Consider the following 20713-nt stretch of genomic DNA (forward strand, 5'->3'; position numbering starts at 1 on the left):
CACCTTGAGGAACGAAGCGAATGTGGGGTATTGCTGAACGCCGGGGTGCGACGGCCCTTGTTCTCTCCGCCACGCAGACCGCCCTCTTGCAAACCATCTACAACGAGTTTCGCGCCAGCAACGCCTGGCCGACGATGTACCGGGTCGACCGCGCGTTCATCAAGTTGAAGCGACGGGGCGGCGCGAATACTGCCGCAGTCATGAGGGATCTCCCCGAAGGGCTGCTGATGCGCAGCCAGATCCGGCCCGCCCCGATTCCAGACGACGAGATCAAGCTTACGATCAGCGGCGTTGCTCATTGCCTGGGCGCTCAGGACGATGTGGAGTCGTTCGTACGGGCCGTGCGTTGGTGCGCGAGGCAAGAAATGACGCGTGAACCTGAGGCCGGGGAGACCTCCATTCTCGTTAGCGGCAGACAGGTAAAGCGAGCCATCCCGCTCGCGCTGCGATCAGACCCCGGAGCCATGGACCGCCTGCCGATCCTCCTGACCCTGCACCACTGGGGATGCGTTCAGAGCGGACGAACGCCTGACGGGACGGACTGGACCTTGCGCTTGGGGCCCGAGGTGCGTCGGTTCAGCAAGGTGCGATCGATCGAAGACTTCATCGACGCCCGGGTGAGCTGGTACGAGGAGGAGGAACAGCGGCAAAGGCCGTACCCTGCCGTCATTGACGTGCCGGCTGAAGAGGTGTTACCTGCGCGTGCTTACATCAATCCGCGAGTACTAGATCAGCTACGCGAAGCTTCCGGCGCATCCTGGGACACGACCAAGCTCGTGGCCCTGGCCGAAGAACTCGATGCGTGCGTGCAAGCCGGTCATGTATATGCGTCGCATGCCGTGTTGCGGGCGCTCCTCGACCACGTACCGCCGCTGTTCGGCCAAAAGAGCTTCGCCGCTGTGGTGAGCAGTCACGCCTGGGCGAAGACGGACGCCAAGTACCTGGGCAGGCTGAGCACTTTTCGAGACCAAGCGGACGACGCCCTACATCGTCAGATTTCCAAGATGGCGGATCTGCTTATGCTGGACAACCTTCCACAGGCGGCAGCAGTCAACGCACTCCTCCGCGGCTGCGCCGTCCAGCTCCAGAAGCACTGACCGCGGCCCGCCTGTTCATAGCGTCCGACGATGTGTTGGTCTCAGAGAGATCGAACTGGATGGCGCCGTCAGCGAGCTGCAAGGTCCAGTGCGGCAAGGCAGAGGGGGCCTTCATGGTGGGTGAAGGGATTGTGCACGACGGTGTCGGGTGATGCGGATGCCAGGACACTGGTGGCCGCTACCGCGTCTTGCTGAGGTAGGGCGCCCGCTTGGCGTAGGACGACAGCGAAGAGATACGTGCGTTGTAGCGGTTGCAGGTCGGAACATGCGTCTGCGATTGGGTCCCAGGGGGCAGCGAATATCGGGCTGTCTTCGCGGATGTCCATCGGTTTGCTGAGCGCAGTCTTGAGCGCTTCGACGGCGTCGGGGTCCAGTCGTAGCCGCCGCAGGAGCGGCTTGGTGAACATGGGCAGATACCAGTCGGGCATGCCCATACGGATGCGGGTGTGGGCGCGGGTCACGACGGCCGGTAGGTCTTGCGGATCAGCGGTGCCGAACGCGATGGCCAGCGTGTCGTCCCATTCACGGTGTCCGCGAGTCGCACGGTCCGTTCGGAACCACGATTCCAGGTCACGGAGGGCAGCGATGGACACGTTGTCCGAGGGAAACAACTGGGCGTACGCTGCTAGCGTCTTGCTGACGTAGATGCGGCCTGACCGGGCGTCGAGCGCGTCTTCAGTGAGGATCGCCTTGAATGCCTCGTCGGACACATTCCAGCTGTCTCGGTCGAGCAGTGAGTCGAGAACTTGGTCTTGTTGGCGGTGCAACGTTGGGCCGAGCTTAGCCACGAGTGCACGTAGGGCTCCTTCGTCGCCCCTGTTCTCTTCCTTGGCCCAAAGGAGGAAGTGCCGCTCTTGCCGTAGTGCAGCATCGGTGTCGGCCTCGTTGCGGAGCATCTCCGCGATGGCGGGATACCGGGAGGCGACGGTTGCTAGCGCCGACATGACATGGCGGCGTTGCTCGCTGACAGTTCGACGCTGTCGGTCCGACGTGCTGTTTAGGCGCTGGAAGAGCTCGCCGCCGAAATGGGCGTGCAGCCGTTCCCAGTTCTCGGCGACCAGGTCTACCAGGATTTGGTCCACGTCATCGTCGTAGAGGACATCAAGTTTGACGCCTGGCACCTGCCCTTCGTGGCCTAGGGTTTCCTGGATGCCGTCGCTGAGCGTGAGGTCCCCGAGCATGAGCATGCCGATCCATGCCAGTTGCCTACGCTCATCGAGTTCAGGGCCGTAGGCGCACAGATCCTCCTTGATCTCCTTACGCAGCCATTCCATTTCGGCGGTCAGCGTGGCGGCGCCTGCTATGTGGTCGTGGGCATGCTGGTTACGCTTGATCGCCTGAACAAGCCCGATGAAGGCGTTGCGGCGAACCTCGGTGTCGGGTTCGTTCCTCCACTCCGCCATGACGTCGATGAGGTCGTTCGCGGCAAGCGAGCTGCGTGCCAGCTCGAAGGCCAGCACTTCGCGCAGCTCCGGTTCGATGTGCTTGAGCAGATTGAGGGTCTTGTCGAGTATTCGGCGGGAGGGTTCGTCGGTCCTGCCGCAGTACGCCCTCAAAATCGCGACCGGAATGGTGTCCGGAATGCCTGAGCTGATGGGCTTTGTGTCGTGGATCAGCTTATCGGCGAACTCATGGACCGCTGGTTGCCCAGGCCAGGCGGCGATGACCGCTGGGACGTGCCACATCAGGTGGTGCGGGTTCACCGCCGTGCACAGCGCCGCCAGCTCGGCCGGGTCGTAGCTGGCGAGCACTTCCCGCGCGGTTTCGCCCTCGGCGCCTGGTACCAGGGCGGCGTCCTCAAATCGCTTCCAGGCGTCGGCTACCGCCTCGGCCACGACGACCTGCTCTTCCGTGCGACCACGCTCAGGTGGCTGTCGCAGTAGGGATACCAGGACTGCGAAGCCCTCTGTCGTGCCGAGCACGTCGATGGCGACACCGGCCATGGGCGCGGCGCGCGCATGGTCACCACGAAGTCGGCTGGTGAGGGCTGTACGGACGTGCTCGTCGTCTGCGTACCGCTCGATCAGAATGCGGGCCGCGGGGTAGGGCCGCCAGGTGTCCAGGCCGCGCAGCAGCACCGTTCGGGCATCATCGGCTGGCATCAAGCTGGCGAGACCAGCGACGCTGTACCCCACTGGCTCGCGCAGTTTGGCGTCCGCGTAACGGTGCAGTGTTTGAGCGAATTCCGGATCGTCGCGCCATTGTTGGGGAATCATGCCGACGTCGTACAGGATTAGGCTGCGTTCCTCGGGCGCGGCGAGTTCTGCTGCCACCCACGCCTTGAACCGGCTGTCGTCAGCGAAGGCGTTGCAGGCGAGGGCCCATGCAAGCTCTCGGTCGCCGCCGGTGCGTCCGTTCGTCGTCAAGGTCTCCAGCGCGAAGTCGGCTGCCTGCGCGTTGGCGGTGGCGGCGATGTTGACGAGGTCCGCAACAGGCCACGGCCCCCGAAAGTCCTCCTGGCGGAGCAGTGACAGCAGCCAGTCACGTTCTTCAGGCCGGAACAGCGCGGCGTCACCGCGCGCGGTGCCGCGTTGCAGCAGGTGCAGGCCGACCAGCCGGAGCGACATGGACGGCTGGCAACGCGCCCAGCCGATCAAGCGGGTCGTCTCGGGCGCCTCGGCCCAGCCGTTGCCGAGGGCGAGGATGGCGGCGGCCTGCGTTGCGGAGGATGGCCCGGTCTCGGTGAGCGCCACCAGCCGGTGCACCGGGCGTGGCTGACCGCCGAACCGACGCGCGATCGCCAGCGCCCCATTGACCTTCACGTTGTCCTCCGGGTGCCGGATGCCCCAGAGCAGGCACTCGGCCGCGACATCGTCGGCGATGTCGAGATCACGCAGCGCCCACATGGTTGGTGACGGGTTGGGGCGAGGTGCAGTGAGCCACCGTTTCATGATCGGAAGCAAGTGACTGCGGGCGGAATGGCTCGCCAGCGTGCCGACCAGCGCGGTGATGAGGTTCGCCCGATGACGCAGCGACGGATGGGTCTCGACACGCTCGACGAGCCGGTTTGAGTAAACGGCCTGAGACCTCGGGGTGAGCTTGACGCCTGCGGCGAGCGCCTCGGCGACCAACTCGTATCCGTCGACATCTGCCCACCGCCCGCCACCGGCGTCAAGTGCCGCAGTGAGCAGTGGTGCGGTTGCGTGAGAGCTGACCTGCGCGGTCAGAAGTGCGAGGAGCACGTCGCGCCAGGCCGGATCATGGATGAACCGCCGCACGGCCTCGACCTGCGCGTCGGCCGGCAGCGTGGCGAGATACTGGCCGGCCATGTGGTCGAGCACGACCCGGTGCAGGAAGCCGAAGGCACCGGCGCCGTGTGACACGACGAGACCAAACTCGTCTTCCGCCATGGCGAGGACCGCATCGGCGATCTTACGGGCGGCCGACTGCTCGTAACCGAGGACTTCGTCGTCGGTCATTGACTCGACAATGAGCTTACGCATCTCCGGCTTAGTGACGGTGCCGGCGGGGTCCTTAACGCGAAGGTGGTATGCCACGGCGGCGAACAGCGTGCTCACCTCGGTGGCCGTCAGCGGTCCTCCGTCGGCGTGTGAGGCACGCTGTCGCATCTGGGGATGCTTTTCGATAAGCAACTCGACGAGTCGGGCGTAGATTTTGAACCGCTGCCGCGGCAAGGGCTCGCCCTGCCATGTCGCCGCTAGGAGCGTCAGGAAGAGGGGGGACCGGGAGAGCTCGGCGAGTTCTGTTGTGGCCGCGAGTTGGTCGAGAAACGGTTCGACGCCTGCGCTCCACGCCGACGGAGCGGCCGGGACGGATTCCGGATGTGTGACTGGCAGGAGGATTTCGGCCGCGATAGTACGGCGCTGCTCGTCAGTCAGTGGCGTGATCTCCGCTTGCGCCCAGGGGAGCCGCCAGTTGAGCCGGTCGACTGCGTACGGGCGGGTGGAGAGGATCGCTGAGGCGTTGGTGCGACCGAGAAATGCCTCCAATAGCCCGAGAGCCCGTTCGGCTGCTCTAACGTCGCTCCACTCGTCGACACCGTCGACGAGCAGCAACAATCGGTCGTCCTGCAGTGCACACTCGACCAGCGGCCACAGGTGAGCGGCACTCTGCGACTTCAGCCAGGCTTCGGCAGCCGAAACGAGCGAGTTCTCCGTCGACGCTTCTAGGTGGCGGCACAGGAACCCAAACGGCAGCCAGATCGGCAGGTCAGTGGCGTGTTTCCGCTGCAGCGCGATCGACTGCGGCTGGGACGAGAGCAGGTCCGTTGCCGCGAACCGCAGGAGGCTCGACTTACCTGCTCCGGGACGGCCGATGAGCAGCCGGTACTTACCCCCGGCCAGCCACTCATCGGCCCCGACGGTGCCGACCGTTGCCGGCGTGGATCGGCCTGTGCTGTTGAGTAGCCAGCGGGCGGATCTGAACGACTGCCTGCGGGTACCCAGCCTGGAGGCGATGTAGGTATGCCCGTCGACCGGACTTTGCCCAGGTTCCTGACCGTCACCGGTCGCCTCGCGTCGTTCCGTGTCGACGATGTTGGACTGCTGCCGGTTGGAGTCAACATCCAAAATCACAAACTGTTGGTCGGGTTCGGTGTTTTCGATCGGATGGACTCCGCCTTGGGCGTAGAAGACCGCCCGATAGAGATCATGGAGCCCGGCCCGTAGTTCTCTACTGTCCTGATGGGACAGGTTGTTGGCGAGGGCTCGGGCTGCCTCCTGGCCGCAGAAGCGCTCGACCCATGGCCGACCGAAGAAGTCGTCGACGATGCGAGGCTGATCCTTCAGCAGCGTGGAGACTTCCTGCACACCCCACGGAACGAAGGTGATCCCGAGTTTGGCCAGCCGTTCGGTCTGGTCGCGGATCGCGGCGTCCAGCTTCGTGGCCTGCAGATCGAACGAGGTGGCGAAATGGAACGCTGCCGTCTTCCTGGCCCATTCGCCCTTCAGCAAGTCGTCAACAGCCTTCTTGATCTTGGCTGCGGTCAGCGATTGGATCCGCCGGGATTGCAGGGTGATGTAGTCCCGCCCGCCGGTTTCACCGTCTATCAGGTCCAGCGGGAGCCGAGCGTAAGCGTCGATCCCGGCCTGGGCCTGACCTGGAACGCCGAAGAGCTTGGCGTACTGAACCGGCCGGACGGTATGTAGCAGTCTGAGGAACAGGCGCTCGGCGTCGGGCCAGTGCAGATCCCCGATGGGCAGCACCTGAGCCTTGGTTTCGATCGGCGGTGCGGGAAGCGGCCCTGTGGGGGCAGCCCATAAGAGCGCTTCGGCCCGGTCCGCGCCGTCCGTCTCGTCTGCGTAGGCCATCCTCGTCTTTCCTTCGCCGAAACTCGCCGGTGCTCCCGCTGCAGGGTCGAGCAGGAGAGGCGCCCAATCTTCGCACGCAGGTGCCGCATGGATCTGTCGGCGGAGGACACCTTCCGGCTGTCGACTGCCGACACTGCCGAATTGATCTCTTTAAGGATCAAGGCGGCCCGCTAGCGGGCCGCGCCGGCCCGGCCCCGGCCTGCTGGCGACCTCCGGCCGGCATCGGCCGGGCCGGCCGGCCACGCTTAGGGACGACCAGGACCATGAAGACCTCGGGGCTCTGCCCCGAACCCCAACCCTCCTCAGAGATCGTCCGGGCGGATCCCCTCGCCGGCCACCACAAGGGCTACCAGCCTCCCCGGACGGGGCCAAGGTCGTTCGTCCGGTGGGGCGCTCCACCTTGTCCCCGTCCGGGGAGGCTGGACGGTCTACGACTGCCCGACGAGGAGATCCTTTCCACCCCTTGTGCTAAAGGCGCGCCTCTTGAGCACGGACCGGAGATAGAGGTAGATCCCACGTAGCCGGAGACTAGCCGACAGAAGTATCCCTCACGGCCTGACGTGGAACAGCAGGCTGAACCGATTTGACGATATCGCTTGCCGAGATCCTGCGAGATCTGATCACACGGTCGGCGAAATTCATTGCGTCACGCTTGGCAATTCCTGACACAAATTTGCGTATTTCGTCGCCCAGATTTCCGACCCCTTCAACGTAGACGATATTGAACCTCGCGTCTCGAGGGCCGGGTGCACCCGGATGCCGCCTCGGCCGCCCGACATCCCGATATTGCAACGCCCTATTCAAATGCTGCCTTGCGTCTGCACCGACGCGAGCCGTGGTTACTATCACTCCATGCGCCGGATCGATAATCCCGATCTTAGCGCCAAAGGAGTAGGCCTCCCCGAGGCTGAACTCCTTATCCTTGAGTTCGAAGAGTGTCAGCTCGCCACCGATGTCTGCTACACAGTCAACCTCGTCGCCCTCCAGCATTGCTTCAATCAGAATGCGGTCGGGTTCAACCCCGGCCGCTATTAGCTCCTTATGAACGATAATCGAAAGCCACCTGCTCTTGTCCAAGAGCTTTATAGCTCCATCCGTCAGGCTAACTGCGTCTTCTTGGCGTTCTTCGTCAATTGGCCTGCCACAACCGCACCGGACGCCTTGGGCTGAAAGGGAGGTGATTGCTTGGCTGGACGGAACGCGGAAGGCTTGCCGCGAGGTGCTTCGGCACATTACAACGGTTTCGGTGACCAGCAATCCAGCCTCATCCATCTGCGCCCGGATGGCTCCGACATCCGCGCGGGGGGCAGACTTCAGCTGCTTTGCTAGGTCTGAAACAAGAAGTCCGCCCGACTGCTTGATCGCTATAGCCAGTGAGCGTAAATCCCGATCGGTGAGCGAGTTTGCCATTGCAATTTCGTCATCTAACGGCTTTTCAAAACCTTCTTGCACTTTTTCTTTGAGCTCGTCAAATTCGCCCGTTGTATACCAGAAGGGTTTGAGCTCGATTTTTAGTGCGCTTTCGATCTCCTTCGTGAACTCTTCGAGCAGTTCCGATGGAGTCCCGTCTGTAACTGCCCCCAGGTAAAAGAACCGCCGCCCTCCGGAATTGATTTCCTCGGCAACGAGGTACAGCTCCCCGTTCGCAATGAAAATTTCACCCCAGGCAATTTGACGTATAGTGGGAGAGTAGCGGGATTCGCCCTCTCCTTCGAATTCCACCAGGCGCTTGCTCTTCAGTATTGCGCGTTGCGCGTCGAGCCCTGTCTTAAGAAACGGGTTGCCGAGCTTCGATAGTCGGTTCACTAGTTCGGAAGCGTTGGCTGCTGCGGTCGCAGATAAGGTCGCGCGCCTCATGGTAAGCCGAATCATCCGACCATTGTGTACGGTTAGGCCTCGGCTGCCTAGAGGCGACATTGTCTTGCAGGTGACACCTGCAAAGTCCTGCCCTAGCGTGCCATCCACGTGCCAGTAGCCGGTGCCCGGCACGGTCAACACCGGGCACGAACGGTCACACATCTGATGCCTTGACCTGGGCCACCAGGTCCTCGGCGGCTGCGATCGTCGTCCTTCCAAACTGACGGTGCGGGTTCGATTCCCGTCGCCCGCTCCAACACGAAGGCCCAGGTCAGACGATGTGTCCGACCTGGGCCTTGTTCATGCCCGACGGCCGGGGCTAGCGGTCGTGCCCGCTGCGTGCCCGATACCGCTCCTCAGCAATGCTGGCGCTGAGGGCATCGGCAATGCTCTTGTCGCGCTGAGTTGTGGCGTGTTGGTAGATCATCGCGGCGCGGGTTGATCCGTATCCCATGCGCGCCATGAGGTCCGCCAGGCTGGCACCCGTGCCAGCGGCGAGGGTGTTCCCGGTGTGCCGTAGGTCATGGAAGTGGAACCCGGGCAGCCCGGCGGCAGTGGCCGAGGCGGACCAGCCGGCCGCCTTCTGGAAGTTGGAGCGGCGCAGGGCGGCACCCTTCGCGCCGGTGAAGACCAGGGCGTCAGGGTCGTCGGCGACGAAGTCGCGCAGGTGACGCCGGAGGTCCGGGCGGATCGAGCAGACCGCCGCCGGGACCGCCAGCGTCCGTCTGTGCGTCAAGGCCGTCTTGACGTGGCGGCCCCGACAGCGGCCCGCTCCCACAAGGGCGGGTCGACGGCGACGGGATGGCGAGGTTCCGCTGGCTGGGTCAATGCCTCACCAACACGCATGCGACACGGGGCGGGTCGAGCGTCCACCCGGCCCCCCAGCTATTGATGGGGGTCGCCAGATCTTGTCGGCGGCCGCGGGGTGGCGGCTGCGTCGATCGTTTGGGCGAGGCCGTCAGAGTGGGTCGAGGCGGCGCTTGAGCAGGCAGAACTCGTTGCCTTCTGGATCGGCGAGGACGTGCCAGGACGCATCCGCAGGCTGACCGATGTCGACGAGTTTGGCCCCGGCGGCCAGGAGGCGCTCGAGCTCGGCGTCCTGATCGCGGTCGGTGGGGTTGACGTCGATGTGCAGCCGGGCATGCCCATTCTTCGGCTCGTCGTTGCGGATGAGGAAGATCGTCGGCTGCGGGCCGCCGAACCCTTCGCGCGGACCTATCTCGATGCAGCCCTCCGCTTCGCGATCGAGCTCTATGAAGTCCAGGACCTCGCACCAGAACCGCGCCAGCGCCTCGGGGTCGCGGCACTTGAGCACGAGCTCACTGATACGGCATGCCATTGACGAAACCTACTCTCAGCATGGGAACTGCCGGGGCGGCCGCACGCGGATCTCATGGGCTCCCTGCAGTGAGAACAAGCTCGCGATCGTACCGGGCGAGGCGAGCGGGCTCGAATTGATTTCAGGCCCTCGCCTGGCCAGGTCGCCAGGCGGGGCCGAGGAACACGCCGGACGCGTGCCCAGGGGTTCCATCGGCCATGCGGCCCATTCCCCGGCTCCTTTCCCTGGGAAGGGACGTGCACAGCCTCCCAGGGCTCGGGGCGTGCCCGCTGCGTGCCCGACAGTCGGGTCAACCGAGGTCAGCAACGGCATCTCCCTGCCCGGGCTCTCACTCGCTCTCTGGACGACGAGCCTTGTCACCCGCAGGTTCACGATGATCTGCTTGGCGATCAAGGCACCTTCCAAACTGACGGTGCGGGTTCGATTCCCGTCGCCGGCTCCACCAGCCTCCGGCCCAGGTCAGAGGCTGCATCCCCCGATCCTGGTCAGGTCGACCACTCCCCCGCTTTGATCTTGCGGGCCATCCGTGGGCCACTAGCTGCTCTGGCCGCCCTTGCGGTGGGCCTGCCGGGCGATCCGCCGATCCATGGCCGAGGCGATCTCGCGGTCCCGCTCACTGGTCGCGTGCTGGTAGATCAACGCCGCCCGCATGCTTGCGTGCCCATTCGCTGCATCAGCTCGCGAGTGCTCGCGCCAGAGGGTGCGGCGAGGGTGTTGCCGGTGTGCCGCAGGTCATGGAAGTGGAAGCCGGGCAGTCCCAGCGCTGCGACCGTCCGCGTCCACTTGACCGCCCGGCCGAAGTTGCCGGACCGCAGCAGTGCGCCCTTGTCGCCGGTGAAGCCTAGGGCGTCATGGGAGCGTCTGTTGCGCCGCCGTTCGAACGGCGACCTGCGCTGGCCGGGCGGGCCCGGAACGGGATGAGCATGCCGCCGATGTCGACAAAGATCAACGGTCGCATGACGCCGGGAAGCACTGCCGAACGGTACCGCTGATCGGCGGCGCGCCCGGATGCCAGTTGGCTTCAGCGACCGTGACGCTCCGCAGGGCGTGGGGCGCGGATGAGCGGTCACGCCGTGCCGTATCTGCAAACGAGGGGCGAACATCCACGACACTCAGACCTGCTCGGCCTCCCCAGCTGCTCGCGGTTTGCCGGGGAGTCAAGCGGGCGAGTGTGCGTTTCAAGGGACGGAGGTCGATCCTTTCCTCAGTCACTACGTCGGGGCTGCCTTGAAAGGAGTTTCCGGGATGGTGTCGTATCAAGGCGTAGCCGTTCGTGGAACCAGTGTGCGGCGGCCGGCTGGGCCGCCGGACACGAGGAGTCGGGAAAGGCCCTCGTCCCGCGACCGAGAGGAGAAGACCATGACGGAGTACCTGATCACCTTCAACGATGAGTGGGTGCCCGACCACACGGCGGAGGAACTGCGCGAGAAGGCCACGGCCGCCCGAGCCGTGATCGAGGAGATGCAGGCCGACGGCGTCCTGATCTTCACCAACGGCGGACTCGACCGGTCCACCGCGGTGTGCAGTGTCGAGCCGGTTGACGGCAAGCCCGTCTTCACCGACGGCCCGTACGTCGAGACCAAGGAGCACCTCGGCGGCTTCGCCGTCGTGGACGTGCCCGACGACGCGGCGGCGCGATACTGGGCCGGCAGGCTCGCGACCGTGCTCGACTGGCCGCAGGAGGTGCACCGGTTCCGCGGTCCCGGGCAGGCCCGGCGTAACGGCTCTGGGGAGAAGTGAGCGCGGTGCCCAGGTACCTGCTGTCCGTCTACGGACCGGCCGAGCGCACCGAGTTCGGCACCTACCCCTCCCAGGAGGCCATGCTGCAGGCGTTCGCCGACACCGGTGCCTTCACCGAGAGGCTCCAGAGGGACGGTCACTTCATCTTCGCCGACGGCCTGGAGCCCGCGACGACCGCCACCACCGTCGATGGGAAGGGCGAGAAGCCGGCCTTCACCGACGGGCCCTACCTGGAGACGAAGGAGTACCTCGACGGTTTCTGGGTCATCGATGCGGCCGACCTCGACGTGGCCCTGGCGCTTGCCGCCGAGGGGTCGAAAGCGTGCCGCGGCACGGTCGAGGTGCGTCCATTCCGAACCGAGGAATCCGTCCTAGCGTTGCTGGTGCCGTGACTGGTCCCACCGTCGAGCAGGCGATCACCCGTGTCCACCACGAGGAGTGGGCGCGGGTGGTCGCCGGCCTCGCGCGCCGTTTCGGCGACCTCGACGTCGCCGAGGAAGCGACGGCCGAGGCGTTCGTAACGGCTGCAGAGCGGTGGCCGCGCGAGGGCGTACCGCCCAATCCCGGCGGTTGGCTCGCCACCACCGCGACCCGCAAGGCGATCGATCAGCTCCGTCGCGAATCGCAGCGCGACGCCAAGCACCAGGCGGCCCGGATCGTGTACGACGACACCCCTCCCGAGCCGACCGGCCCGGTCGAGGACGACCGGCTCAGACTGGTCTTCACCTGCTGCCACCCTGCGCTCGCGATGGAGGCCCGGGTGGCGCTCACCCTGCGCCTGATCGGCGGCCTCACTGTCCCCGAGATCGCCCGCGCCTTTCTGGTGCAGGAGACCACGATGGCGCGCCGGATCACCCGCGCCAAGGCAAAGATCAAGGCGGCACACATTCCCTACCGGGTGCCCTCGGCCGACGACATCCGCGAGCGGCTCGCCGGCGTGCTCGCGGTCGTCTACCTCGCCTTCAACGAGGGCTATCTCGCCAGCGAGGGGGACGACCCCGTGCGCGTCGACCTCACCGACGAGGCGATCCGCCTCGGCCGCCTGCTCCGAACTCTCCTCCCGGACGACGGCGAGGTAGCCGGCCTGCTTGCCCTGATGCTCCTCACTGACGCCCGGCGGTCGGCGCGCGTGTCCCGCACCGGGGAGCTGGTGACCCTCGACGAGCAGGACCGCGGCGGATGGGACCGCACCCTCATCGCCGAGGGCAAGGCCCTGGTCCGCGAGCGGATCGAGGCGGTGGCGGCCGGCGGTGACCCACCCGGGCGCTACCAGCTGCAGGCCGCGATCAACGCGGTCCACACGGATGTCCCTTCCGCCCGAGACACCGACTGGTCCACCATCGTCGCCCTCTACGACCAAATGGTGCTGCTCGACCCCTCGCCGATCGTGCGGCTCAACCGGGCGGTCGCGGTCGCCGAGGTCGACGGCCCCGGGGTCGGGCTCGCCGAGATCGACCGGCTCGCCGAGGTCCTTGACGGCTACCACGCCTTCCACGCCGCGCGCGCCGACCTGCTGCGGCGACTCGGGCGCGGCGGCGAGTCGCGGGCGGCGTACGACCGGGCCATCGGTCTCGCCGGCAACCCCGCGGAGCGGGCCTACCTCACCCGCCGCCGCGACCAGCTCGCGGGGCGAGACGCCGCTCCCTGATCCAGCGGTCCCCGTAGTCCGACAGCAGGATCTCCCGCGCCTCTGGAGGCACCCACTCCCCCCGCAGGATCTCCGACTCGACGACCGTGAGCCATTTCTCGGCCTGTCGCTCGGTGGCGAACGTCTGTCAAGGTGCGCGCGGCCGGATCGAGCCTCCGACGTCCACTGCTGCGTGGAGGCCAGACCCGCGCGGCACCCGCCGTCCTCTATCCGAGCGTGAGCATCGCCTCGGTGACCTCGCCGACCGCCGCATCGGGGATCGCAGTGGCAGCCTCCTTGAGGACGAGCAGCCGTGCCCCGGGGATCTCGCGCGCGATCGCCTCGCCGTTGCCGACGGGGAAGAACCGGTCGCGGCGGCCGTGGACGACGAGCGTGGGGACCTCGATCTCGGGCAGGCGCTCACGCCAGCGTGGTCTGCAGTCGAGCCTGGAAAACACCATGCCCATCTGGTTGGCCATCTGGACCGGTGGTGCGGTGCCGGGCGTGCGGTCCCAGATGCGCGCAGCGATTGCGCGCGCGGCGACGGGGTCGTCGCCGAGGATCTCCGCGCGGGCGGCGGCGAACTCCGCAACCGCCTCGCGGTCGGTCCAATCGGGCATCGGCCGCGCGAACAGCCGGCTCATCGTCGCCTGGTCATGGTCGGGGAGGTCATCGTCGGGCGGGCCAGGGGCAACCGCGCGGGTGCCGACCAGGGTGAGCGCCGAGAACGCGCCCGGATGGTCGAGCACGGCCACCTGGGCGACCATCCCGCCGACGCCGATCCCCGCGAGGTGCGCAGGCCCCCCGCCAAGCGCGTCAGCAAGGGCCGCCGCGTCGGCGGCGAGGCCGCGCAGGGTGTAGGCGGGCGCCTCCGGATCCGTCGTTGTCGAATCCCCGCTATCGCGCAGGTCGTAGCGCACCACACGGCGCCCGCCAGCGGCGAGGCGCTCGCAAAGCGCGTCGGGCCAGGAGAGCATCGTCGTCCCGCCCGCGAGCAGGACGAGTGGCGCGTCGTCGTCACCGAACGACTCAATGCCCAAGACGACCTCATTGGCGTTGACAGTGGTCATCGGATCACCGGGAGACGTCGTAGGTCAGGTGCGTCGCGGTCGATGTCGAGATCACGCTCCGCTGCACCAGCGTGCGCGGCGCTCCGCCGGTGAACAGTGGTGTCCCGGCGCCCAGCACGATGGGCGCGAGGTGCAGCGTCAGCGCGTCGACCAGCCCGGCGTCGAGCGCCGAGCCGATCGTGGCGCCGCCGCCCATCAGGATGACGTCGAGGTCCTTGCCGCTGTCCGACGACGCCGCCTCGGCTCGCTCGCGCGCGGCGGTGACGGCATCGGGCAGACCGGTGGTGACGAACGTCCAGTCGAGGTTGGTTGTCCGCACCGACTCTGGCGGCGAGTTCGTCGCGACAACGAACGCGGGCTTGCCGACCTCGCCGGCGCCGTAGCCGGACGTGTCGTCCCAGCCTTTCGGCCCGTCGACCACGTCGAAGAGGTGGCGGCCGAGGACGACGGCGCCCGAGCGGACGGTCCCCTCGCGCAGGACCCGGCGGTCGTCGGGGTCGTCGGAAAACGCCCACGTGTGCAGGGCCTCGCCGCCGGTTCCCAGACCGTTGTCCGGGCTGGGGTCGGGCCCGGTGACGAAGCCGTCGAGAGAGACCGAGATGTCAGCGATGATTCGAGTCATGCCAGGGCAGACCCGATCCGCCGCCCAAACTCATCGCGCACGCATGAAGCGTGTGGCGGATGCGAACTCGATAGCACGACGCGAGGCGGCACGTCGGACGTACAGCGGACGATCGCCCCGAGTACCTCAGAGGCACATATGTACAGGTCAAAGGCTATGGCCTCCTTGGTGCTCGGAATGGCCAGGTGCAGGGTTGCGGCCGCGCTTCCGTGATGACTGCGACGTTCGACGTGGAGCGCGGCCACAACCACTTGGAGCGCTCAATACAGGTCGGCTGATTGACGGGTACGGGCACCGCTGATCATCGGTGTGTGAAGACTGAAATCTTGTGGTGGCCGCGGGTCACAGCGTAGACCCTGCCCGCTGGCAGGAGCCGTTCGAGGTCCGGATGGGCCGGATAGCGGGTCGGCTCGTGCGGGTTGAGCCCGGCCACTCCCGGCGTTGCCCCCGCGACCCGGGGGTGATCGTCCTGTACGCCCTCGGACGGCCGCCGCCCCCCGCTAACGTCACGCCATGCCGAGCGAGCCCTGCCACGGCCGCGCTCGTCCTGGCCAGCACCCCCATCGGCGCAAGCGTCGACTCCGCACTGCACCTGGGCGTCGTGATCATCCTGATGCTCGTCATGCTGCTGATCGACGGGCACGGTCCGGGCGCACCACTCAGCCGCGCGGCGCGTACATGATCACCGCGACGCATGGGTGGCGCTCCTTCGCTCTGGTCGGCTCATACTGTCGACCGGCGAGCAGGACATCGCCGACCAGGACGGCAGGCTGGTCGAAGACGCACAGGAGACCTGCTGATCGGCAGCTGGCTGCTCGCCGCCCTCGCGGTGGCCAGCATCGCCGGCATCATCGGCCAGCGCCGCCGGGTGGGGCTACTCAAGGCCGTCGGCGCCGGGCCGGCCACGGTCGCCGCCGTCCACCTCGCCGAGTACCTCGTGATCGGGCTGGCCGCCGCCGGCACCCGGCAGGCGCAGGACAAGCAGGCCAACCTCGGTTACTCGCAGCTCACCGACCCCCGCAGCAGCGAACTGACCAGGCCATGCTCGTCGTCACCGTCGTGCTGTGCGTCCTCGCGCTCATCAACGCCGTCGTGCCTGGACCGCCGTCCTCGACGCCGGGCAACCGCTGGCCGTCGGCGCGGGGTAGACATTGTCTACGCAGACCTGGTAGACACTGTCTATGTCGGAGTTAGACGGGGGTCTTCGCGCTCGCCTGGTCAAGGTTGGTGTCGACCTGGTCTCGCGAGAGGGCAGCGGAGTCCTCTCGTTGCGGGAGATCGCCCGCCGAGCGGGGGTGTCGCATGGCGCGCCCCGCCGTTACTTCCCCACCCACCAGGCGCTGCTGGCGGCCATCGCGCGGGAGGGCTATCTGCACCTCGGCCAGCAGGTCGCCGAACTGGTCGGCGATGATGACGCGGACCCCTACGCGCAGCTGCTCGCACTGGGCCGGCTGTACGTAAAGTTCGCGCAGGCCAACCGCGGCATGTTCGAGCTCATGTTCCGTCACGACCTGTTGCGGGGCAACGGCATGGGCCTGCGGGAGGCCAGTGGCCCCCTGTTCGAGGTCCTGGTCGGCCTGGTCACCCGAGCCCGACCCACGCCGCCGGGCGGGTCGGCGCCTTCCGTCGTCGCCGGCGCACTGTGGGCCAACCTGCACGGCATCGCCCAACTCTGGCTGTGGGGCAGCTTGCAGACGGTGGTAGCAACCGACGACGTCGAATCGCTACTGCGAGCTGCGCTGGACGCTCATCTCCCGCGGACAACGCAACCCCTGACCATCCACCACACCGGAGCCGCCTGAATGCAAATCGCCATCCTTCTCTACGAACGGTTCACCGCACTCGACGCCGTCGGCCCCTACGACGTTCTGTCCCACCTGCCCGGCGCCGAGACCGTGTTCGTCGCGCAGCGCCCGGGTCCGGTCGTCAACGAGGTGGGCAGCCTGCACCTCACCGCCACCGCCACACTCGCCGACGTGCCAACACCGGACGTCGTCGTGGTGCCCGGCGGGCCGGGCTGGCACGTCCAGATGATCGATGGTCCGGTACGGCAATGGCTACGGACCGCCGATGAACACAGCACCTGGACTGCATCAGTGTGCAGCGGATCGCTCCTGCTCGCCGGGGCTGGTCTGCTCACCGGCCGTCGGGCCACCACCCACTGGCTGGCCGACGACCAACTGGCACCGCTGGGCGCCATCCCGGTCGCCGAACGCGTCGTCGTCGACGGCAAATACATCACCGCCGCAGGAGTTTCGGCCGGCCTGGACATGGCGTTCACGCTCGCCGGCCGCATCGCCGGCGACGCCGTCGCCCAAGCCATCCAGCTCGCCCACGAATATGATCCCCGACCGCCCTACCATGCCGGTTCACCCGACCACGCCCCCCGCGCCATCGTTGATGCGCTGCGCGCCCGTCGCAACGCCATCCTGTACTGACAGCGAAGGGAACACATGCTGCTGCAAGCGACCGTACGGCTGGTGATCGCTCCGCTCGTCCGGCTGCTCTACCGGCCCGTCATCGAGGGGCGCGAGAACGTTCCGCGGCACGGCGCGGTGATCCTGGCCGCCAACCACCTGTCCTTCATCGACAGCATCGTCATCCCACTGGCGGCCCCCCGACCGGTCGCTTTCCTCGCTAAGGCCGAGTACTTCCAACAGCCCGGACTCAAGGGCTGGCTGACCCGCACCTGCCTCACCGGCATCAACGCCATTCCGGTACGACGAGGCGACCACCGCGCGGCCCAGACGTCACTGCAGGTCGCCCTCGACGTCCTCGCCGACGGACGAGCCTTCGGCATCCACCCCGAAGGCAGCCGGTCACGCGATGGGCGGATCTACCGCGGCCGGACCGGTGTTGCCTGGCTCGCGCTCGCCTCCGGCGCTCCGGTCGTCCCCGTTGCGGTCCTCGGCACCGACCGGATCCAGCCCGTCGGTGCTCGGCTCCCCCGAGTTGGCCAGATAACCGTGCGCTTCGGTGCACCCATGCGCTTCGCGCAACCCCGGCCAGGAAGCAGCGGCCAGATCCGACGCGCCATCACCGACGAGATCATGGCCGCAATCCGGGACCTCTCGGGCCAAGAGCCGGCCGACCGCTACAACGAGCTGTCAGCCGCCGCATAGCAAGGGCTCGGAACACGGCCGCCAGCGTGACACGAACGGCCGCTGCGCGTACTCATCTACCGCGTTCCGCGCGCCGATGTGCATCAGTCGGCGGACGAGCGTCGCACACCGGTCGACGGAGGACAAGGGCCACCGGGCGCGGATTGCTCTTTCGGATCAAGGTGGGCAAAGCGGGCCGCGCCGGCCCGGCCCCGCCCTGATCTCGGCGTCGGTCTGCCCAGTGGGGGTGTACACGTCTCGTGCCACCACACCCATGAGTCCTCCTTCTGTCCGCACCCCCCGTACGCGGCGAGGGCTCATTCCTACTTCGCCGATGGCGGCGGGAGTGTTCGCGGAGAACCCCGCCGCTGCCGCCTTGTGGCTCAGGCGGTCCGCATTCAGTCTGCAAGAGGGCGACGGGGGTGGGGAGCGGCGCGAGATGACGAGAGCGGTTTCGGCTGCTAGACGGCGACAAGCGCAGGTGGTGGCGGGTGAGCAAGGTGGGTCGCCTCCACCAGGTCCTTGGCGGCCATGACCTTCGCCCTTCCAGACTGACGGTGCGGTTTCGATTCCCGTCGCCCGCTCAAAGACGATGGCCCAGGTCAGGACGTATCCGACCTGGGCGTGTCGTCATCTCTGGCTACCCGAACGTGAATGCGTACGCCTCGGCGCCGGGCTCGAGGAACGTGATCTCCAGGGTCCGTTCACGGACGTCGTCGTGCTCGCGCACGAGATGGTACAGGCGGCCGTCCCGGAGCAGGCCGTTGCCGTCCTCGTCGACGTCCACGCCGTGTGACGGGCCCGGAGCCTCGCCGTCGAGGAGCACCCGGAAGGGAATCGACTCTCGCGCTCCGGGCGACAGCACGAGATGCGCGTCGCGCGCGTGGAACCGGTAGGCGATGCTCCCGCCGGTCTGGTCGAGCACGACATCTTCACGCCTGATCGTCCACTCGCCGCCGAGGGCCCAGTGGTTGAAGCCCAGGCGATCGGGGAGCTCGTAGGCGCGGCGCTCGTCGTAAGCGGTGCCTTCCGGTGACGCGAAGTGGGCGCTGCGCCCGTAGCCGAGATACGTCTCGGGCGTACGCAGGTGGTCCCAGTCGGCCTCTGCTTCCACGCCGAGCCCTTCGACGGGGACGAGTTCGCGCTCGACGCCGAGCAGCCGCTGGATGACTCGCTCCGATTGCTCGTAGCGTCCTTCGCCGAAGTGCTGCTCGCGGATGATGCCGTCCGCGTCGATGAAGTAGAGCGCCGGCCAGTAGTGGTTGTCGAACGCGCTCCAGATTTCGTAGTCGTTGTCGACCGCGACCGGGTAGTCGATCGCTCGCGCCGTGATCGCCGGTCGCACCCGGTCGATCTCGTGCTCGAACGAGAATTCCGGCGTGTGGACTCCGATGACGACCAACCCGTCGTTTCGGTAGGCCTGCCACCACGCCCGGACGTACGGCTCCTGGCGCAGCCAGTTGATGCACGTCAGCGTCCAGAAGTTCACGAGGACGGCGTGGCCGCGCAGCTCGGTGGGGCTGAGTGGCTCGGTGTTGAGCCACTCGGTCGCCCCGCCGAGCGAGGGCATGTGGAGACGTTCGGACAGGGTCATCTAGCGAAGCGATCGGAACGTCGCGCGGACGTCTTCCGAGAGCAGCTGCGGCTGCTCCCAGGCCGCGAAGTGCCCGCCCCTGTCGTGCCGGTTGTAGTGGACGAGGTTGGGGTACGCCCGCTCCGCCCAGCTGCGCGGAGCCCGGTAGATCTCGTCGGCGAAGGTGCTCACGCCGACCGGGATCGTCACGCCCTTGACAGCGAAGAAGAGGAGCTTGTTCTCCCAGTACAGCCGCGCCGAGGACACCCCGGTGTTGGTCAGCCAGAAGAGCGTGATGTTGTCGAGGATGTCGTCGCGCGTGAGGTCGCTCGGCTTCTCCAGACGATTCTCGAGGACCTGCTGAACGATGCCGGGCTGACCGGCCCCGTCGCCGTGGTCGAGCATGAACGCGGCGAGATCGATCGGTGAGTCGGCCAGTCCGTAGAGCGTCTGCGGACGCGTCCCCATGATCAGCCCGTACGCCACGTGCGTCCCAAAGAACCTGAGCAGCTGCTCGTACGTGCTCAGCTCCTCGTCGGAGAGACCGTCCGGCGCCGGACTGCCGGCAAAGGCCGCGGTGAAAAGGTCCGGCGGGATCACGCCGGGCATGTTGGTGTGGATGCCAATCAGCTCCGGCGGCGCCGGCTCGGCGGCCGCCGGGTCGGCGCGGCCGCCGGCCATCGCGTCGACGACGATCGCGCCCCAGTCGCCGCCCTGCGCCACGAAGCGCGTGTACCCGAGCCGCTTCATGAGCTCGACGTAGGCCTTCCCGATGTGCACGGGATCCCAGCCGGTCGTGGTCGGCTTGCCGGAGAACCCGTACCCCGGCATCGACGGGATCACGACGTGGAAGGCATCCGACGCGCTCGCGCCGTGCGCCGTCGGATCGGTGAGCCGGCCGATGAGCTTCAGTTGCTCGACGATCGATCCCGGCCAGCCGTGGCAGACGACGATCGGCAGCGCGTCCTCGTGCTTCGAGCGAACGTGGATGAAGTGGATGTCCAGACCGTCGATCTCGGTGACGAAGTTGGGGAGGGCCTTCAGCCGCGCCTCGCACTTGCGCCAGTCGTAGTCGGTCGCCCAGTAGCGAGCGAGGTCCTGCATGAGCGCGAGCGGCACGCCCTGCGAGTCATCCTCGACGGTCTCCTTCCCGGGCCAGCGCGTGGCGGCGATGCGCGCGCGCAGATCTTCAAGGTCCGCCTCGGGGAACTCTATCGTGAACGGCCGGATCTCGGCAGCAGCCGGTCGTGCTTCGGTCTTGACGGCCATCTGGGACCTTTCCGTTTCGTGGAGTTCGAGCGGGACTTTCTGCCCTCACACCGCGACAAATGACATGCCCCAGCCCCGGCCTGGGGGGCATCTGCGGTGAAGGCGCGGCCCGGACTCGTGCCCGGCCGGCAGAGGCAAACGCAGCGGC

Annotated in this window: 16 protein-coding genes; 8 read left to right on the top strand and 8 right to left on the bottom strand. The window is 67.0% G+C overall.

Annotated elements, in window-relative coordinates:
• Positions 1–20 precede the first annotated feature (20 nt).
• A complete protein-coding gene (locus tag GA0070624_RS31480; RefSeq protein WP_091346978.1) occupies positions 21–1097 on the top strand; it encodes a hypothetical protein in 1077 nt (358 codons plus the stop codon).
• A 68-nt stretch (positions 1098–1165) separates the two neighbouring features.
• On the opposite strand, the gene GA0070624_RS31485 is transcribed toward GA0070624_RS31480, so the two are convergent.
• From GA0070624_RS31485 to GA0070624_RS31495, 4 genes are all read right to left on the bottom strand, one after another.
• Positions 1166–6367, bottom strand: coding sequence for an NACHT domain-containing protein (locus GA0070624_RS31485; protein WP_091346981.1), 5202 nt, complete (start codon positions 6365–6367; stop codon positions 1166–1168).
• Between the two features lie 528 nt (positions 6368–6895).
• The gene (locus GA0070624_RS34470) at positions 6896–8239 is read right to left on the bottom strand and encodes a hypothetical protein (protein ID WP_141715224.1); all 1344 of its coding nucleotides are present in this window, start codon (positions 8237–8239) and stop codon (positions 6896–6898) included.
• A 304-nt stretch (positions 8240–8543) separates the two neighbouring features.
• Entirely contained in the window at positions 8544–8960 is a 417-nt protein-coding gene (locus tag GA0070624_RS31490; RefSeq protein WP_245719082.1) for a tyrosine-type recombinase/integrase, read from the bottom strand.
• Between the two features lie 222 nt (positions 8961–9182).
• Positions 9183–9563 (bottom strand): VOC family protein, encoded by a 381-nt coding sequence (locus GA0070624_RS31495; protein WP_091346986.1) that lies wholly within the window; start codon positions 9561–9563, stop codon positions 9183–9185.
• A gap of 1359 nt (positions 9564–10922) precedes the next feature.
• Between GA0070624_RS31495 and GA0070624_RS31500 the strand changes: the two genes are divergently transcribed.
• The 3 genes from GA0070624_RS31500 to GA0070624_RS31510 are packed head-to-tail and all read left to right on the top strand — an operon-like array spanning position 10923 to position 12951.
• Positions 10923–11303 carry a YciI family protein gene (locus GA0070624_RS31500; protein WP_091346988.1) on the top strand — a complete coding sequence of 127 codons (381 nt, stop codon included), beginning with the start codon at positions 10923–10925 and terminating at the stop codon, positions 11301–11303.
• Between the two features lie 5 nt (positions 11304–11308).
• Positions 11309–11695, top strand: a complete 387-nt coding sequence (locus GA0070624_RS31505) for a YciI family protein (RefSeq protein WP_245719083.1) — start codon at positions 11309–11311, stop codon at positions 11693–11695.
• Positions 11692–12951: an RNA polymerase sigma factor gene (locus tag GA0070624_RS31510; protein WP_091346990.1), complete on the top strand. Its 1260-nt coding sequence runs from the start codon at positions 11692–11694 to the stop codon at positions 12949–12951. Before GA0070624_RS31505 ends, GA0070624_RS31510 begins: the two co-directional genes overlap by 4 nt.
• 206 nt (positions 12952–13157) lie before the next feature.
• Here GA0070624_RS31510 and GA0070624_RS31515 read toward each other — a convergent pair whose 3' ends face one another.
• Both GA0070624_RS31515 and GA0070624_RS31520 read right to left on the bottom strand, forming a co-directional pair.
• Positions 13158–14000, bottom strand: a complete 843-nt coding sequence (locus GA0070624_RS31515; protein WP_091346992.1) for an alpha/beta fold hydrolase — start codon at positions 13998–14000, stop codon at positions 13158–13160.
• Positions 14001–14004: 4 nt separating this feature from the next.
• Complete coding sequence (locus GA0070624_RS31520) at positions 14005–14622, bottom strand: dihydrofolate reductase family protein (protein WP_091346994.1); 618 nt, start codon at positions 14620–14622, stop codon at positions 14005–14007.
• Between the two features lie 460 nt (positions 14623–15082).
• Between GA0070624_RS31520 and GA0070624_RS35125 the strand changes: the two genes are divergently transcribed.
• From GA0070624_RS35125 to GA0070624_RS31540, 4 genes are all read left to right on the top strand, one after another.
• Positions 15083–15304, top strand: coding sequence for a hypothetical protein (locus tag GA0070624_RS35125; RefSeq protein WP_176731942.1), 222 nt, complete (start codon positions 15083–15085; stop codon positions 15302–15304).
• Positions 15305–15803: 499 nt separating this feature from the next.
• Positions 15804–16424, top strand: a complete 621-nt coding sequence (locus tag GA0070624_RS31530; RefSeq protein WP_091346998.1) for a TetR/AcrR family transcriptional regulator — start codon at positions 15804–15806, stop codon at positions 16422–16424.
• On the top strand, positions 16425–17060 hold the full coding sequence (locus GA0070624_RS31535; RefSeq protein WP_091347000.1) for a DJ-1/PfpI family protein: 636 nt from the start codon (positions 16425–16427) through the stop codon (positions 17058–17060).
• 15 nt (positions 17061–17075) lie between these two features.
• Positions 17076–17744, top strand: coding sequence for a lysophospholipid acyltransferase family protein (locus GA0070624_RS31540; protein WP_091347002.1), 669 nt, complete (start codon positions 17076–17078; stop codon positions 17742–17744).
• Between the two features lie 619 nt (positions 17745–18363).
• Here the strand turns inward: GA0070624_RS31540 and GA0070624_RS31545 are convergent.
• Positions 18364–19317, bottom strand: coding sequence for a redoxin domain-containing protein (locus GA0070624_RS31545; RefSeq protein WP_091347004.1), 954 nt, complete (start codon positions 19315–19317; stop codon positions 18364–18366).
• Positions 19318–20565, bottom strand: coding sequence for an epoxide hydrolase family protein (locus tag GA0070624_RS31550; RefSeq protein WP_091347006.1), 1248 nt, complete (start codon positions 20563–20565; stop codon positions 19318–19320).
• Positions 20566–20713: the final 148 nt, after the last annotated feature.

Source organism: Micromonospora rhizosphaerae, from assembly GCF_900091465.1.
In the GTDB taxonomy this organism is placed as follows: domain Bacteria; phylum Actinomycetota; class Actinomycetes; order Mycobacteriales; family Micromonosporaceae; genus Micromonospora; species Micromonospora rhizosphaerae.

What these genes read in the sequence shown, in the direction of transcription:
- GA0070624_RS31520 (WP_091346994.1), bottom strand. Translation starts at nt 14,622, where the DNA reads ATGACTCGAATCATCGCTGACATCTCGGTCTCTCTCGACGGCTTCGTC.
- GA0070624_RS31545 (WP_091347004.1), bottom strand. Translation starts at nt 19,317, where the DNA reads ATGACCCTGTCCGAACGTCTCCACATGCCCTCGCTCGGCGGGGCGACC.
- GA0070624_RS31540 (WP_091347002.1), top strand. Translation starts at nt 17,076, where the DNA reads ATGCTGCTGCAAGCGACCGTACGGCTGGTGATCGCTCCGCTCGTCCGG.
- GA0070624_RS31480 (WP_091346978.1), top strand. Translation starts at nt 21, where the DNA reads ATGTGGGGTATTGCTGAACGCCGGGGTGCGACGGCCCTTGTTCTCTCC.
- GA0070624_RS31500 (WP_091346988.1), top strand. Translation starts at nt 10,923, where the DNA reads ATGACGGAGTACCTGATCACCTTCAACGATGAGTGGGTGCCCGACCAC.
- GA0070624_RS34470 (WP_141715224.1), bottom strand. Translation starts at nt 8,239, where the DNA reads ATGATTCGGCTTACCATGAGGCGCGCGACCTTATCTGCGACCGCAGCA.
- GA0070624_RS31550 (WP_091347006.1), bottom strand. Translation starts at nt 20,565, where the DNA reads ATGGCCGTCAAGACCGAAGCACGACCGGCTGCTGCCGAGATCCGGCCG.
- GA0070624_RS31530 (WP_091346998.1), top strand. Translation starts at nt 15,804, where the DNA reads ATGTCGGAGTTAGACGGGGGTCTTCGCGCTCGCCTGGTCAAGGTTGGT.
- GA0070624_RS31485 (WP_091346981.1), bottom strand. Translation starts at nt 6,367, where the DNA reads ATGGCCTACGCAGACGAGACGGACGGCGCGGACCGGGCCGAAGCGCTC.
- GA0070624_RS31495 (WP_091346986.1), bottom strand. Translation starts at nt 9,563, where the DNA reads ATGGCATGCCGTATCAGTGAGCTCGTGCTCAAGTGCCGCGACCCCGAG.
- GA0070624_RS31515 (WP_091346992.1), bottom strand. Translation starts at nt 14,000, where the DNA reads ATGACCACTGTCAACGCCAATGAGGTCGTCTTGGGCATTGAGTCGTTC.
- GA0070624_RS31535 (WP_091347000.1), top strand. Translation starts at nt 16,425, where the DNA reads ATGCAAATCGCCATCCTTCTCTACGAACGGTTCACCGCACTCGACGCC.